The organism is Micromonospora sp. NPDC049836, from assembly GCF_044465125.1.
Lineage (GTDB): Bacteria > Actinomycetota > Actinomycetes > Mycobacteriales > Micromonosporaceae > Micromonospora.
The window spans coordinates 376,906-391,192 of the sequence record NZ_JBITLH010000001.1 but is presented as its reverse complement, the minus strand read 5'-3'; the positions used below and the strand labels follow the sequence as shown (position 1 = coordinate 391,192).

14 protein-coding genes are annotated in these 14,287 nt (G+C 72.4%); 10 read left to right on the top strand and 4 right to left on the bottom strand.

Annotated elements, in window-relative coordinates:
* Nucleotides 1-32: 32 nt before the first annotated feature.
* Nucleotides 33-785: a GH25 family lysozyme gene (locus ACIBPB_RS01785; protein WP_396837734.1), complete on the bottom strand. Its 753-nt coding sequence runs from the start codon at nt 783-785 to the stop codon at nt 33-35.
* Between the two features lie 179 nt (nt 786-964).
* On the opposite strand from ACIBPB_RS01785, the gene ACIBPB_RS01780 reads away from it, so the two are divergent.
* The 4 genes from ACIBPB_RS01780 (at nt 965) to ACIBPB_RS01765 (ending at nt 4,180) form a co-directional block, all read left to right on the top strand.
* Entirely contained in the window at nt 965-1,708 is a 744-nt protein-coding gene (locus tag ACIBPB_RS01780) for a M50 family metallopeptidase (protein WP_396837733.1), read from the top strand.
* A 58-nt stretch (nt 1,709-1,766) separates the two neighbouring features.
* Nucleotides 1,767-2,750, top strand: coding sequence for a ketopantoate reductase family protein (locus ACIBPB_RS01775; protein WP_396837732.1), 984 nt, complete (start codon nt 1,767-1,769; stop codon nt 2,748-2,750).
* 64 nt (nt 2,751-2,814) lie between these two features.
* Entirely contained in the window at nt 2,815-3,315 is a 501-nt protein-coding gene (locus ACIBPB_RS01770; protein ID WP_357324654.1) for a SigE family RNA polymerase sigma factor, read from the top strand.
* The gene (locus ACIBPB_RS01765) at nt 3,308-4,180 is read left to right on the top strand and encodes a hypothetical protein (RefSeq protein ID WP_396837731.1); all 873 of its coding nucleotides are present in this window, start codon (nt 3,308-3,310) and stop codon (nt 4,178-4,180) included. The genes ACIBPB_RS01770 and ACIBPB_RS01765 overlap by 8 nt, the downstream gene beginning before the upstream one ends.
* Before the next feature lie 49 nt (nt 4,181-4,229).
* On the opposite strand, the gene ACIBPB_RS01760 is transcribed toward ACIBPB_RS01765, so the two are convergent.
* The gene (locus ACIBPB_RS01760; protein ID WP_396837730.1) at nt 4,230-5,813 is read right to left on the bottom strand and encodes an acyl-CoA carboxylase subunit beta; all 1,584 of its coding nucleotides are present in this window, start codon (nt 5,811-5,813) and stop codon (nt 4,230-4,232) included.
* Nucleotides 5,814-5,910: 97 nt separating this feature from the next.
* On the opposite strand from ACIBPB_RS01760, the gene ACIBPB_RS01755 reads away from it, so the two are divergent.
* Both ACIBPB_RS01755 and ACIBPB_RS01750 read left to right on the top strand, forming a co-directional pair.
* On the top strand, nt 5,911-6,786 hold the full coding sequence (locus ACIBPB_RS01755; RefSeq protein WP_396837729.1) for a biotin--[acetyl-CoA-carboxylase] ligase: 876 nt from the start codon (nt 5,911-5,913) through the stop codon (nt 6,784-6,786).
* A 117-nt stretch (nt 6,787-6,903) separates the two neighbouring features.
* The gene (locus ACIBPB_RS01750; RefSeq protein WP_396837728.1) at nt 6,904-7,476 is read left to right on the top strand and encodes a PH domain-containing protein; all 573 of its coding nucleotides are present in this window, start codon (nt 6,904-6,906) and stop codon (nt 7,474-7,476) included.
* A gap of 68 nt (nt 7,477-7,544) precedes the next feature.
* Here ACIBPB_RS01750 and ACIBPB_RS01745 read toward each other — a convergent pair whose 3' ends face one another.
* Both ACIBPB_RS01745 and ACIBPB_RS01740 read right to left on the bottom strand, forming a co-directional pair.
* Nucleotides 7,545-8,246: a GtrA family protein gene (locus tag ACIBPB_RS01745; RefSeq protein WP_396837727.1), complete on the bottom strand. Its 702-nt coding sequence runs from the start codon at nt 8,244-8,246 to the stop codon at nt 7,545-7,547.
* Between the two features lie 63 nt (nt 8,247-8,309).
* Nucleotides 8,310-8,900 carry a GtrA family protein gene (locus tag ACIBPB_RS01740; protein ID WP_396838156.1) on the bottom strand — a complete coding sequence of 197 codons (591 nt, stop codon included), beginning with the start codon at nt 8,898-8,900 and terminating at the stop codon, nt 8,310-8,312.
* Between the two features lie 438 nt (nt 8,901-9,338).
* On the opposite strand from ACIBPB_RS01740, the gene ACIBPB_RS01735 reads away from it, so the two are divergent.
* The 4 genes from ACIBPB_RS01735 to ACIBPB_RS01720 all read left to right on the top strand — a co-directional run bounded on the left by ACIBPB_RS01735 (nt 9,339) and on the right by ACIBPB_RS01720 (nt 14,286).
* The gene (locus ACIBPB_RS01735; protein ID WP_396837726.1) at nt 9,339-11,180 is read left to right on the top strand and encodes a phosphoenolpyruvate carboxykinase (GTP); all 1,842 of its coding nucleotides are present in this window, start codon (nt 9,339-9,341) and stop codon (nt 11,178-11,180) included.
* A gap of 39 nt (nt 11,181-11,219) precedes the next feature.
* Entirely contained in the window at nt 11,220-12,098 is an 879-nt protein-coding gene (locus tag ACIBPB_RS01730; protein ID WP_396837725.1) for a hypothetical protein, read from the top strand.
* 249 nt (nt 12,099-12,347) lie between these two features.
* Nucleotides 12,348-13,484 carry a geranylgeranyl reductase family protein gene (locus tag ACIBPB_RS01725; RefSeq protein WP_396837724.1) on the top strand — a complete coding sequence of 379 codons (1,137 nt, stop codon included), beginning with the start codon at nt 12,348-12,350 and terminating at the stop codon, nt 13,482-13,484.
* 31 nt (nt 13,485-13,515) lie between these two features.
* Nucleotides 13,516-14,286 (top strand): isoprenyl transferase, encoded by a 771-nt coding sequence (locus ACIBPB_RS01720; RefSeq protein WP_396837723.1) that lies wholly within the window; start codon nt 13,516-13,518, stop codon nt 14,284-14,286.
* The last annotated feature ends 1 nt before the right edge of the window (nt 14,287 follow it).

Below are 14,287 nucleotides of genomic sequence, written 5' to 3'. Positions count from 1 at the left end.
TCCCGCTGCCGCCGACCGCTGTGCGGGGTGGATCAGGTGTTGTTCGCCAGAGCGACCAGGCGGGTCCGGTCACCGTTCCAGTAGTTGCGGTCCACGTTGCCGCTGATCCCGGAGACCGAGCCGCTGGAGGTGTACTGCCAGAAGCTCCAGAACGGGGCGCCGGCCGGCAGGGTGCCCACCGAGCTGGACCAGCGGGCGACCCAGAGCGGGTGGTTGGCCCACGGCGCGGTCCAGCTGCCGGTGCACTGGTTCCACCAGCTGGTCGTGGTGTAGATGACCGCGTACCGGGAGGTGCGGGCCTTGTAGCGGCTGAGGAAGTCGCTGATCCAGGTCCGCATGCCCGACGTGGTCTTGCCGTAGCAGTAGCCACCGCTGTACGGGTTCGCCTCCAGGTCGAGGGCGGCCGGCAGGGTACGGCTGTCCGCCGACCAGGCGCCACCGTTGCTGGCCAGGTAGTCGGCCTGGGCCGCGCCGCCGGAGATGTTCGGCCGGGCGAAGTGGTACGCCCCCCGGATCACGCCGGCGTTGTAGGCGTTCACGTAGTTGGTGTTGAACGCCGAGTCCTTGTAGCTGGTGCCCTCGGTGGCCTTGATGTAGGCGAACTGGATGCCGGCGTTCTTCACGCTGGTCCAGTTGATCGAGCCCTGGTAGTGCGAGACGTCGATGCCGGGGGTGGTCGCGGCGGCGGCCGGTCCGGCCGTGGCGACGAGGGCCGCGGCCGCGGTGGCGGCGACGGTGAGGCCGGTGGCGAGCAGGCGGCGTACGGAGAGTCGGGGACGGGCCATTGATGCCTCCAGGGACGTCAAATGATTGACGCCTATCTTTGGAGGTAACTGCCCTAGATCGCAAGAGCCCTTAAAGAAATTTTCATAGAAGGTTGTCGTCGTGCCGAGATACCACGGGATCCGGGCGATGGCGTATCGGCTCCGGAGTGACACGGGATCAGCGGGTATGCTCCCGGCCCATGCCCCTCCTCGACGGCCTGCGCACGATCTGGGACACGTTGCTGGCCGCGCAGCCCGACCCGCCGCCGCTGCTGGTCCTGCTCACCGCCGTGGTCGCGGTCGCGGTGGTCGCCACCCGGCTGCCCTGGCGGATCGCCCGCAACGCGGTGACCATCGCCCACGAGGGCGGTCACGCGCTGGTCGCGCTCCTCACCGGGCGGAAGCTGCGCGGCATCCGGCTGCACTCGGACACCTCCGGCCTGACCCTCTCCGCCGGGCGCCCCACCGGACCCGGCATGATCCTCACCCTGCTCGCCGGCTACGTGGCGCCGGCGCTGCTCGGCCTGGCCGGGGCCTGGCTGCTCGCCGGCAACCGGATCACCCTGCTGCTCTGGCTCGCGGTGGCCCTGCTGCTGGCCATGCTGGTACTGATCCGCAACGTCTTCGGGGTGCTCTCCCTGCTGGTCACCGGCGGCGTGGTGCTCGCCGTGTCGTGGTACGCGTCGCCGCAGGTGCAGGCCGCCTTCGCCTGGACGTCGGTCTGGTTCCTGCTGTTCGGCGGCGTACGCCCGGTGATCGAGCTGCAACGGTTGCGCGGCCGCGGGCGGATGCCGGAGTCCGACGCCGACCAGCTCGCCCGGCTCACCCCGTTCCCGCCGCTCTTCTGGGTGGGCGTGTTCCTCCTGGTCAGCATCGCCGCGCTGGCCGTCGGCGCGCTGCTGCTCACCGGCCCGATCCTCGCCGACGCCGGGTTGACCGGCTGAGCGGCGGACGGCATGCCCCGAGCCGGCCCCCGCGCCGGGGCGGGGCAGAATCGGACGGATGCGGTATCTGATCATCGGGGCGGGCGCGGTCGGCGGCACCATCGGCGTACGGCTGGCCGACGCCGGCCGGGACGTCACGCTGGTGGCCCGCGGCGCGCACCTGGACGCGATCCGGGCGCGCGGACTCACCCTGCGTACCCCCGACGGCCCGCGGACCGGCCGGCTGCCGGTGGTGGCCGGGCCCGGCGACCGGCCGTTGCCCGCCGACACCGTGCTGGTGCTGACCGTCAAGTCGCAGGACACCGGGGCCGCGCTGGCGACCTGGGTGGACACCCCGGTCGAGGGCGGTGGCACGGCGGGTGAGCGGCTGCCGATCGTCCTGGCCCAGAACGGCGTCGCCAACGAACGCGCCGCGCTGCGCCTCTTCGCCCGGGTGCACCCGGTCTGCGTCTGGCTGCCCGCCACCCACCTGGAACCCGGGGTGGTGGTCGCCAACGGGTACCCGCATCCCGGCATGCTGCACCTGGGCCGCTACCCGTCCGGCTCCGACGACACCAGCCGGGCCGTCGCCGCCGACCTGACCGCCGCCGGCTTCGTCGCCCCGGTCCGCGACGACGTGCTGCGCTGGAAGTACGGCAAGCTGCTCGGCAACCTCGGCAACGGGCTCCAGGCGCTGCTCGGCCGGGACATCCCCGCACCGCTGGCCGCCCGGGTACGCGCCGAGGGTGAGGCCGTGCTCGCCGCCGCGGGCATCCCGCACACCACCCCGGACGAGGAGGCGGCCGAGCGGGGCGACCGGGTCCAGCACCGGCCGGTCGACGGCGAGCAGCGGGCCGGCGGCTCGACCTGGCAGAGCCTGGCCCGGGGCGCCGGATCCGCCGAGGCCGACCATCTCAACGGCGAGATCGTGCTGCTCGGCCGGCTGCACGGGGTGCCGACGCCGGCCAACGCCGCCGTGCAGGCCGCCGTCCGCCGGGCCGTGCGCGAGCGGATCGCGGCCGGCGAGTTCCCCCGCGCCGAGCTGGAAAAAATGATCGGCTGAGCGGGCAACCGCACCGGCTCCGCCAGGCGTCTCTCCGGCGACGTGTCACGGGGGAGGTAACAGGGTGCCGGACGTCGAGGGGTTCGACGAGTTCTACCGGGATACCCGGCAGCGGCTGCTCGGCGTCGTCTACGTGCTCACCGGCAACCTGGCCGAGGCCCAGGACGCCGTGCAGGAGGCGTACATCCGGGCCTGGCAGCGCTGGTCGACGGTGAGCCGGTACGACGATCCCGAGGCGTGGGTGCGGGTGGTGGCCAGCCGGATCGCGGTGAGCCGGTGGCGCAGCCTGCGCAGCCGGGCCCGGGCGTACCTGCGGCACGGGGCGGACGAGAGCGTCCCGGCGCCCAGCACCGACACGCTCGAGGTGGTGGCCGCGCTGCGCCGGCTGCCCGAGGAGCAACGCGTCGCCATCGCGCTGTACTACCTGCTCGGCATGCCGGTGGCCGAGGTGGCGCGGGAAACCGACGCGCCGGTCGGCACGGTGAAGGCCCGGCTGTCCCGGGGCCGCGCCGCCCTCGCCGGGCTGCTCAAAGTCGTGGATCTGGAGGAGGCCGCCGATGCGTGACGACTTCGTCGACCTGGTGAGTCGGGATCTGCGGGAGGTCCGCTGGCCGGAGCCCGCGGACATCCGGGCCCGCGCCCGGCGCCGCAGCCGGCGTACGGCCGTGGCGGCCGCGATGGCGGTCCTGGCCCTCGCGTCGGCCTCGGTCGTCGCGGTGGCCGCCCGTACCGGCGCGGCGCCCACGGTCGCCGGCCCGCTGAGCCAGCCGGATCCGGTGGGCGGCGAGGTGCCCTCGTTCGTGCTGCTGTCCGGGAACGACCTGCCGGTGCGCGCCAACATCCAGCTCGGTGACATCGGCCTCGGTGAGCCGGTGCGGGTCGACCCGCTGCTCGAAAGGTGCGCCGCGGAGAACGGGGTGCCGCCGGAGTCAGTGGAGTCGCGCTACTCGCGCTCACGCAATCTGCTGCAGGCCTCGACGGCGGGACGGGACAGCACCGGCGGGATGCCGGTCCTCGCCCAGGACGTGTACCGGTTGGGGCGGGCCGGATCCGCTCAGGTCTTCGCCGACCTCGACCGGTATGTGCGGGCCTGCGCCAGCTGGCGGCAGACCACCCCCGCGGAGCGGGACGGGCACCGCGGGACGGTGTCCATCCAGCACAGCTGGCAGGTAACGGCGCGGGACTTCGCCGGCGACCGCTCGGTGCTGCTCCGGCACACGGAGGCGCCCGCGCCGGGCCCACAGCTCGTCCAGCCGACGGCCGGCGAGGATCTCCGCGCGGTCGTACAGGTCGGGGATCTGGTCACCGTGCTCGCCCCGCAGGGGGGCGTGCGCAACCGGTCCGTACCGCTGGTGGACGGCGATGAGCTCCGTGCCCTCGGCCGCACCGCTGCGGACCGGATGTGCGACTTCACCAGCCCACCCTGCTGACGCGCGGAGGCCCGCGCCGAACGGGCGGCGCGGGCCTCGGCGGCATCCGCTACAGCGGGATGTTGCCGTGCTTCTTCGGCGGCAGCGTCTCGCGCTTGGTGCGCAGCACCCGCAGCGCCCGGACGATCTGCACCCGGGTCTCGTGCGGCGGGATCACCGCGTCGACGTAGCCGCGCTCGGCGGCGATGTACGGGTTGGCCAGGGTGTCCTCGTACTCGGCGATCTTCTCGGCCCGGACGGCGGCCGGGTCCTCGGCGTTGGTCAGCTCCGAGCGGTACAGGATGTTCACCGCGCCCTGCGCACCCATCACCGCGATCTGCGCGGTCGGCCAGGCGAAGTTCAGGTCCGCACCGAGGTGCTTGGAGCCCATCACGTCGTACGCGCCGCCGTAGGCCTTGCGGGTGATCACGGTGACCTTCGGGACGGTGGCCTCGGCGTACGCGTAGATGAGCTTCGCGCCACGGCGGATGATGCCGTCCCACTCCTGCCCGGTGCCGGGCAGGAAGCCGGGCACGTCCACGAAGGTCAGCACCGGGATGTTGAACGCGTCACAGGTCCGCACGAAGCGGGCCGCCTTCTCCGACGCGGCGATGTCCAGCGTGCCCGCGAAGTGCATCGGCTGGTTGGCGACCACACCCACCGGGCGACCCTCCACCCGGCCGAAGCCGACCACCAGGTTCTGCGCGTAGAGCGGCTGGACCTCCAGGAACTCGGCGTCGTCGAGGACGTGCTCGATGACCCGGTGGATGTCGTACGGCTGGTTCGCCGAGTCCGGGATCAGCGTGTCCAGGGTCCGGTCCTCGTCCGTGATGTCGAGCTCCGCGTCAACGGAGAAGACCGGCGGCTCGTCCAGGTTGTTCGACGGCAGGTACGACAGCAGCGCCTTGACGTACTCGATCGCGTCCTCCTCGTCGGTGCCGAGGTAGTGCGCGTTGCCGCTGCGCGAGTTGTGGGTCCGGGCGCCGCCCAGCTCCTCCATGCCGACGTCCTCGCCGGTGACCGTCTTGATCACGTCGGGGCCGGTGATGAACATGTGCGAGGTCTGGTCGACCATCACGGTGAAGTCGGTGACGGCCGGCGAGTAGACCGCGCCGCCCGCGCACGGTCCCATGATCAGGGAGATCTGCGGGATGACGCCGCTGGCCCGCACGTTGCGGAAGAAGATCTCGCCGTAGAGGCCGAGCGAGGCGACGCCCTCCTGGATCCGCGCGCCGCCCGAGTCGTTGATGCCGACCACCGGGCAGCCGATCTTCATGGCCAGGTCCATCACCTTGACGATCTTCTCGCCGAAGACCTCGCCCAGCGAGCCGCCGAAGACCGTGAAGTCCTGCGCGAAGACGCAGACCTGCCGGCCGTCCACGGTGCCGTAGCCGGTAACCACGCCGTCGCCGTACGGGCGGGTCCGCTCCAGCCCGAAGTTGGTGGACCGGTGCCGGGCGAACTCGTCCAGCTCGACGAAGGAGCCCTCGTCGAGCAGCATCTCGATCCGCTCCCGGGCGGTCTTCTTGCCCCGCGTGTGCTGCTTCTCGACCGCGCGGGCCGACCCGGCGTGCACCGCCTCGTCGACCCGACGTTCCAGGTCCGCCAGCTTCCCGGCCGTCGTGTGGATGTTGATCCCGGTCTCGGTAGTCACCCAGGGAATATAACGATGGTTCACCAAGGCGCGGCTGTGCAGTGCGCCTCACCCGCTTCCGGCCGACCCGGCCGCCGGCGGGCCGTAGGCTGGCGGGATGCCCGGCTCGCCGTACACCGATCTGGACCGCCCGCCGCTGTCGGCGGCCCGGCTGCGGCGCGCGCTGGTCGCCCCGCACGGGCCCTGGCGCCGCCTGGAGCTGGTCGCCGAGACCGGCTCGACCAACGCCGACGTGGTCGCGGCGGCGCAGGCCGGTGAGGCGGAGGGGCTCGTGGTGGTCGCCGAGCGGCAGACCGCCGGGCGCGGCCGGCGCGGCCGGGTGTGGCAGTCGCCGCCCCGGGCCGGCCTCGCGACCAGCGTCCTGCTCCGGCCCGGCGAGGCCGTCGCCGAGCGCGGCTGGTCACCCGTGCCGCCCCCGGGGTACGGCTGGCTCCCGCTGCTCGCCGGGGTCGCGCTGGTCGAGGCGGTGGCCCGGCTGGCCGAGCTGGACGCCCGGCTGAAGTGGCCGAACGACCTGCTGATCGACGGCGCCAAGTGCGCCGGGGTGCTCGCCGAGGCGGTGCCGGGCGGCTCCCCGGCGCAGCCCCCCGCCGTCGTGGTGGGCATCGGCCTGAACGTCACGCTCCGCGCCGACGAGCTGCCGGCGAACCCGACCGGGCTGCCGGCCACCTCGCTCCAGCTCGCCGGGGCCGCGGCCACCGACCGGGATCCGCTGCTGCGGGCCCTGCTGCGCGCCCTCGCCGACTGGTACGACCGCTGGCGCGACGCCGGCGGTGACGCGGTGGCCAGCGGCCTGCGGGACGCGTACGTGGCGGCGTGCGCCACGGTCGGCCGGCAGGTCCGGGTGCTCCTGCCGGACGGCGGCGAGGTGCACGGCACCGCCACCGGGGTGGACGCCGACGGGCAGCTGCTGGTGGACGGTCCGGCCGGGGAGCTGCGCCTCGCCGCCGGCGACGTGCTGCACCTGCGCTGAACGGACAGGCCCCGCGCTGTGCCGGGCGGGTCGCCGCCAACACCCGCCGCGCGGCTGATCCGCCGGGATGCGCCGACCGGTTACGGTCAGCGCGTCCTGTTCTGCGAGGAGGTTCCCGTGGCGTTCCCTGAAGACGTGCTCACCGAGGACGAGCACGTCGTGTTGCACCTGCATCCGCACTGGAAGGCCCTGATCCGGCCGATCCTGGTGCTGGTGCTCGCCGTCGCGGCGGTGGTCGCCGGCTGGGCCCTGCTGCCCGAAGGTGACGGCGGCACGATCGCGCTCTACGTGATCGCCGCGCTCGGCCTGGTGCTGGTGCTCTGGCTCGGCCTGTGGCCGTTCCTGGTCTGGCGCACCACCCACTACCTCTTCACCAACGAGCGGGTGCTGTTGCAGGAGGGCGTCTTCTCCCGCAACCGGCGGGACCTGCCGCTGACCCGGATCAACGACCACGCCATGCACCAGAAGTTCCTGGAGCGGCTGCTGGGCTGCGGCACGCTGACCATCGAGTCGGCCGGTGAGCGGGGCCAGTCGGTGCTCAACGACGTGCCGGGCGTGGACCGGGTGCAGACGAAGCTCTACGAACTCGTCGAGGCCCACCACGACAAGCACAGCCTCGGCGACGGCGAGATGCGGGAGATCCTCGCCGACATGCGCGAGGGCAAACCGCTCCGCGACCCCTCCGCCTGACCGCTCCGCCCCGGGTTCCGCCGGGCCCGGCCCGCCGGGCCCGGCCCCGGCGGTGCCGCGGTGGCGCGTCAGTGGCGAGGAAGGTGGGGTGGGATGGGTTGGAGTTCGATGGTGAGGTCGGCCTTGAAGGCGCGCCCCAGCGCGTCCGCCGAGGCCGGGCGGCCCTGCGGGGGCGCGTAGTCGCGCCCGCCGATCCGTTCCGGTCGGCTGCCGGGACGGGGCTCGGTCTCCTCCAACTCGCTGACCGACTCGGCCAGCTCCGCCACCGGGTCCAGCTCGGCCACGTTGTCCCACTCGTCGCGCGGGATGCTGTGCCAGGTCTCCTCGGCGTGCTGCGGCACCGGCTGGAAGACGAAGGTCCGGTAGGACCAGAAGCGGAACAGGGTGGCCAGCAGGACGCCGCCGGTCTTCGCGACGTTCAGCATCAGCAGGCTGGTCACGCCGAGGCCGTACTTCGCCGCCGCGAGCACGCCCAGTTCGATCACCAGGCCGGTGGCGTTGAACACGAAGAATAGGACGTACTCCCGCTTAAGCGCCGATTTCGGTCGATCCCGGTACGTCCAGTGCCGGTTCATCAGATATGACGTGATCGTCGCGATGATCGTCGCGATGACGGTCGCCTTGAGTTGGCCGTCGCGGAAAACCGTGAGTGCCAGCGCATTGAACACCGCGTAATTGATGACGGTGTTGATGCCGCCGACGATGCCGAATTTGAGCGCCTCGTGGACGAACTTCTGCCAGCGCTCGGGCAGCAGACGGACAAGAGGCATGCGGAACACCTTAGGGCAGCGGGCAGGGCCGGCTCGGCCCGGCGGGACGGAGTGGGCGGTTGGTCACGCCCCGGACTTCCGGTCGTGGCTCGGTGCCGGAACGGCAGGTGTTCCCGCCTCGACGAAAACGAACCGCCGGTACGACCAGAATCGGAACAGCGTCCCGAGGCCGGTGCCGACGACGAAGCTGGCGATGTTGTCGGCCAGGGGGGTCTGGAACACCCCCGGCCAGAGGGCGCCCAGCCCGTAGCGGCTGACGGCGAGGCAGCCCACCGCGATGCCGAGGCCCACCCCGTTGAAGAAGAAGAAGAGGGCGTACTCCCGGGCCGGGTGGGAGCGCTGGCGGTGCCGCCAGGTCCAGAACCGGTTGCCGAGGAACGCGACCGTCGCCGCGACGACCGTGGCGATGGTCTTCGCCGCGACCGGTGGCACGTGCCGGACGCTGGCCAGGTAGTTGAAGAGCGCGAAGTCGATGAGGAAGGCGAACCCGCCCACGGTGGCGAACTTGCTCATCTCGTGGATCAGGTGGCCGAAGCGGTCGAGCAGCGCGCCGAGCGGACCCCGACGGGTCCGCGGCTGCACCGTTCGGTTCCGGGTCATCGTGGCGGCCACTCGCAGAGAGTACCGGTTTGACGCTCGTGGGAGCGGTAACACCGACAAGCGGGGACGCGACCGGCGGCCGGCCGTCCGGCGACGGCCGGCACCCGCCGGGGCGGTCGGCTGCTCATGGTGATCTTCGTCAGCGGAGCGTAACCGGATCCGGCGCAATTGTGGAGCGGATCACGGAATCGTCGTTCGTGACACCGGCGTGCGGTTACCCGCATCGCGCACCTCGCGACCCTCGGCGCTGACGGCGCCCGCCGAAGGTTCTCCGCAAGATTTGCGTGAAACTGCGCGCGAAAGCGGGTAAGAGATCGCGATGCCGCAGCGTGGCCGTACCTTGTGCAGTTCTTCACAACCAGTCCCACTGACTCGCGAGGCAGCCCGGTTTACGCTGAGCCCAATCCCAGGTTTCCACGACGGCGGCGCTCTCGTTCGCCAGTACTCGTGCATCCCATAGATCGGTCAGCGTCGACCACAAGGAGATGTGACATGGTTGCTCCGGCTACTGTTCGGGGTATCGATCAGGCCCCGACGTCCCACCCCAAACTGCTCGCCTGGGTACGTGAGGTCGCGGAACTGACCACCCCCGACCGGGTGGTCTGGGTGGACGGGTCCGACGAGGAGTGGCGTCGCCTCACCGACGAACTCGTCGAGAACGGCACCCTGATCCGACTGAACCCCGAGAAGAAGCCCAACTCGTTCTACGCGCGGACGGACCCGACGGACGTCGCCCGGGTCGAGGAGCGCACCTTCATCTGCTCGGTCGACGAGGCGGACGCCGGCCCCACCAACAACTGGATGGCGCCGGCCGAGATGAAGCGGACGATGACGGAGCTGTACCGCGGCTCCATGCGCGGGCGCACGATGTATGTCATCCCGTTCTGCATGGGTCCCGTCGAGGCGGAGAGCCCGATGTTCGGCGTCGAGATCACCGACAGCCCGTACGTGGTGGCCTCGATGCGGATCATGACCCGGATGGGCGAGAAGGTCCTGGCCGCCATGGGCGACAAGGCCGACTTCGTGCACGCGCTGCACTCGATCGGCGCCCCGCTCGCCCCGGGCCAGCAGGACGTGGCCTGGCCGTGCAACGACACCAAGTACATCTCGCACTTCCCGGAGACCCGGGAGATCTGGTCGTTCGGCTCCGGCTACGGCGGCAACTCGCTGCTCGGCAAGAAGTGCTACTCGCTGCGGATCGCCAGCGTGATGGGGCGCGACGAGGGCTGGCTCGCCGAGCACATGCTGATCCTCAAGATCACCTCGCCGGAGGGCAAGGTCTACCACGTCGCCGGCGCCTTCCCGTCGGCCTGCGGCAAGACCAACCTGGCCATGCTGGAGCCGACCATCCCGGGCTGGAAGGTCGAGACCATCGGCGACGACATCGCCTGGATGCGCTTCGGCTCCGACGGCCGCCTCTACGCGGTCAACCCGGAGTACGGCCTCTTCGGCGTCGCCCCGGGCACCGACTGGAAGACCAACGCCAACGCGATGCGGACGCTGGACCGCGGCAACTCCATCTTCACCAACGTGGCGCTGACCGACGACGGCGACATCTGGTGGGAGGGCATGGGTGAGCCGCCGGCGCACCTGATCGACTGGAAGGGCAACGACTGGACGCCGGAGAGCGACAGCCTCTCCTCGCACGCGAACAGCCGATTCTGCACGCCGATCACGCAGTGCCCCATCCTCGCCGAGGACTACTACGACCCGAACGGCGTGCCGATCGACGCGATCCTCTTCGGCGGCCGTCGGCGGGACACCATCCCGCTGGTCACCGAGGCGCGGGACTGGGTGCACGGCGTCTACATGGGCGCCACGCTCTCCTCGGAGACCACCGCCGCCGCGTCCGGCGCGGTCGGCGTGGTGCGCCGCGACCCGATGGCCATGCTGCCGTTCATCGGCTACCACGCCGGCGACTACTTCCGGCACTGGATCGAGATGGGCAAGGGCGCCGACGGTGACGAGGCCAAGCTGCCCAAGATCTACTACGTCAACTGGTTCCGGAAGGACGCGGAGGGCAACTTCCTCTGGCCGGGCTTCGGCGAGAACTCCCGGGTGCTCAAGTGGGTCATCGAGCGGATCGAGGGGCGGGCCGAGGCGGTCGAGACCCCGATCGGCATGGTCCCGGCCCAGGACGCGCTGGACGTCGAAGGGCTGGACATGACCCCCGAGGACGTCCGGATCGCGCTGAAGGTCGACCCCGAGGAGTGGCGCAAGGAACTGCCGCTGGTCACCGAGTGGTTCGAGAAGTTCGGCGACAAGCTGCCCGGCGTCCTCTGGGCCGAGCTGGACGCGCTGCGCGCCCGGCTCGACGCGGAGCCGCAGAAGTAGAGGTGTGCCGGTTGCCCGCAGCGGGCAACATCGGATGCCATGAGGACGGCCGCCGAACCTGTCGAGGTCCGGCGGCCGTCCGCCGTCCGGGCGCTGACCACGCTGCTCGCCGTCACCGCGGCGGCCACCGTCGTGGTCGAGCTGCTCAATTACTGGTACGCCCCGGAGCAGGAGTTCGATCTCGCCGTACGCACCGGCTGGGCGATGCTCCGCTCCCTCGCCTTCCTGGTGCTGATCGGGCACGTCAAGCGCGGTCGGGTCGCGGCGCGACCGTTCGGACTGATCCTCGCGGTGACCACGGTCTTCGCGGTGGGACGGCTGGTCGTGCCCCGGTCCGGGGTGCCACCGCTGCCCGGCCTGCTCGGGTTCGGGGTGCTCACCGCGCTCTGCGTCGCCGTGGTGGTGCTGCTCTACCGCTCCGACGCGGTACGCGGGCACCTGGTCCGGCACCGCAAGGGCCTGGTGATCTCCGGTGGCGTGATCTCCTGGCGGGAGGTCACCCCGAAGCGCCCACCGGTCACCGGTTGGCTGCTCACCGCCCGGGTCGCCGCGTTCACCTACAGCCCGCTGATGCTGGTCCCGGCGCTGATCGCGGCGGGCTCCATCCTGGACGGCCGGCTCAGCGCCGTACCGGCCGTGCTGTGCTGGTTCGCCGCCGGCATCCTGGTCAGCTACCTGGTCCTGTTCGGCACCGCCTTCCTGCTGCGGGAACGGCCCTGGGCCCGACGGTTCCTGATCGTCGTCACCCTCGGCGTCCTGGCGGTGGACCTGCCGCTCTGCTGGTGGCTGCTCGGCGTGGACGGTCTGGTGCGGGACGGTGCGCCCCTCCTCGCCGCCGCCCTGTTGACCCTCTACTCCCTGCGCCGCGCCAGCCATCCCCGCCAGCCCACCCCGCCGCCGCCCGCACCGCCCCGCTGATCGAGAACGTCGCGTCCGTGGCGGCCCGTCCCCGCACCGCCGCCCGCACCGCCCGTTGATCAAAAATGCCGCGTCGGTCGCGGCCCGCCCTGCGCCGCCCGCACCGCCCTGCTGAGCGAGGACTTCTCGTCCGTGGCGGCCCGCCGCCCGGCGCGAACTCCCTGATCGGCTTCCAGGGCGGGGGTGGGAGTCAGGGTCGGTGGGCGCGGCGGGGGGTGGGGTGCGGGCCCGGGCGGGGAGGATGGAGGGGTGTGGGACGTCATCGTCGTTGGGGCGGGGCCGGCCGGTGCGGCGGCGGCGCTGGGCGCGCGGCGGGCGGGGGCGGAGCGGGTCCTGCTGCTGGACCGGTACGACTTCCCCCGGGACAAGGCCTGCGGCGACGGGATCGCCGCGCACGCGCTGGACGTTCTCGCCGAACTGGGCGTGACCGGGGCGGTCGACGGCTACGCCCCGCTGCCCGCGCTGCGGCTGGCCGGACCCGGCGGCGGGGCGGTGGCCCGGACGCTGCCCCGGCCCGCGTACACGGTGCCCCGGCGGGTGTTCGACGCCCGCCTGGTGGCGGCGGCGGTGGCGGCCGGCGCGGAGCTGCGCCGGCACACCGTACGCCGGGTGGAGCAGCACGCCGACCGGGTGGTGCTCGACGGGGAACTGACCGGTCGGGCGGTGGTCGGCGCCGACGGCGCCGGCTCGGTCCTGCGCCGGGCGCTGGGCCACCCGGCGAACCCGGACCGCCACCTCGCGCTCGCCATCCGCGGCTACGCCCCCGCCCTGCCCGGCCCGCCCGAGCAGCTCATCGTCACCTCGTCGGCGCGCTGGCCGGCGTACGCCTGGTCCTTTCCGATCGGGGACGGCCGGGCGAACGTCGGGTACGGGGAGGTGCTGCGGGGCGAGCCGCTGACCCGGGCCCACCTGCTGGACCGGCTGGCCGACCTGCTCCCGGGCGTCGACCCGGCCACGGTGACCGATCTGCGCGCGCACCACCTGCCGCTCTCCACCCACCGGCCGGCGCCGGGCCGGGGCCGGGTGGTGCTGGCCGGCGACGCGCTCTCGCTGATCAACCCGTTCACCGGCGAGGGGATCTTCTACGCGCTGCGCTCCGGGGCACTGGCCGGGGCGGCCGCGGCCGGCACCCCCGCCCACGCGGCCCGCCGGTACGCCGAGGCGCTGCGCGACCGGCTCGGCACGCACCTGCGGCACAGTTCGGTCGCGGCCTGGCTGGCCCGCCGGCGGTGGGTGGTCGACGCCGCGGTCCGGGCGGCCCGCCGCGACGAGCGGGTCTACCGGACGGTGGTGGAGCTGGGGCTGGGTGACGGCCGGCTCGACGCCCGCACCCTGGCCCGGATCGGCGCGGGCGTCGCGGCGCGGGATCGGCCACCGCGCCACTGATCTTCAATCCGGGTCGCTACCCTGCAAGGTGATGACTGTGCGGAAACTCCTCTACTCCGTCTACGAGCGCCGGCTCACGGCGAAGCTCGCGGGCAAGCCGGTGCCCCGGCACGTCGGCGTGATGTGCGACGGCAACCGCAGGTGGGCCCGGGAGATGGGCTTCGTCGATCCGAACGACGGGCACCGGATGGGCGCCGAGCGGATCAAGGAGCTGCTGCGCTGGTGCGACGCGGCCGGGGTCGGGCACGTGACGCTCTGGCTGCTCTCCACCGACAACCTGTCCCGGCCGGCCGCCGAGCTGGACCCGCTGCTCCAGATCATCGAGGACCTGAGCAGCGAGCTGGCCAAGGAGGGCAACCCCTGGCGGCTGCGGATGGTGGGCGCGCTCGACGTGCTGCCGGCGCACCACGCCGCCGCGCTCAAGGCCGCCGAGGAGCGCACCCGGGGCCGCAGCGGCGGCGCCCAGGTCAACATCGCCGTCGGGTACGGCGGCCGGCGCGAGATCGCCGACGCGGTCCGCTCGCTGCTGCTGGAACACGCGGCGGCCGGCGGCACGATCGAGGAGCTGGCCACCTCGATCGACGTAGACCACATCTCCGAGCACCTCTACACCAAGGGCCTGCCCGACCCGGATCTGATCATCCGGACCAGCGGGGAGCAGCGCCTCTCGGGCTTCATGCTCTGGCAGAGCGCCCACTCCGAGTTCTACTTCTGCGAACTCAACTGGCCCGACTTCCGCCGCGTCGACTTCCTCCGCGCCCTCCGCTCCTACGCCACCCGCCAACGCCGCTTCGGCACCTAAC

Excerpts from the sequence above, each read along its gene's own strand:
- ACIBPB_RS01775 (WP_396837732.1), top strand. The coding sequence starts at position 1,767 with ATGCGGTATCTGATCATCGGGGCGGGCGCGGTCGGCGGCACCATCGGC.
- ACIBPB_RS01720 (WP_396837723.1), top strand. The coding sequence starts at position 13,516 with ATGACTGTGCGGAAACTCCTCTACTCCGTCTACGAGCGCCGGCTCACG.
- ACIBPB_RS01730 (WP_396837725.1), top strand. The coding sequence starts at position 11,220 with ATGAGGACGGCCGCCGAACCTGTCGAGGTCCGGCGGCCGTCCGCCGTC.
- ACIBPB_RS01735 (WP_396837726.1), top strand. The coding sequence starts at position 9,339 with ATGGTTGCTCCGGCTACTGTTCGGGGTATCGATCAGGCCCCGACGTCC.
- ACIBPB_RS01765 (WP_396837731.1), top strand. The coding sequence starts at position 3,308 with ATGCGTGACGACTTCGTCGACCTGGTGAGTCGGGATCTGCGGGAGGTC.
- ACIBPB_RS01785 (WP_396837734.1), bottom strand. The coding sequence starts at position 785 with ATGGCCCGTCCCCGACTCTCCGTACGCCGCCTGCTCGCCACCGGCCTC.
- ACIBPB_RS01780 (WP_396837733.1), top strand. The coding sequence starts at position 965 with ATGCCCCTCCTCGACGGCCTGCGCACGATCTGGGACACGTTGCTGGCC.
- ACIBPB_RS01745 (WP_396837727.1), bottom strand. The coding sequence starts at position 8,246 with ATGCCTCTTGTCCGTCTGCTGCCCGAGCGCTGGCAGAAGTTCGTCCAC.
- ACIBPB_RS01755 (WP_396837729.1), top strand. The coding sequence starts at position 5,911 with ATGCCCGGCTCGCCGTACACCGATCTGGACCGCCCGCCGCTGTCGGCG.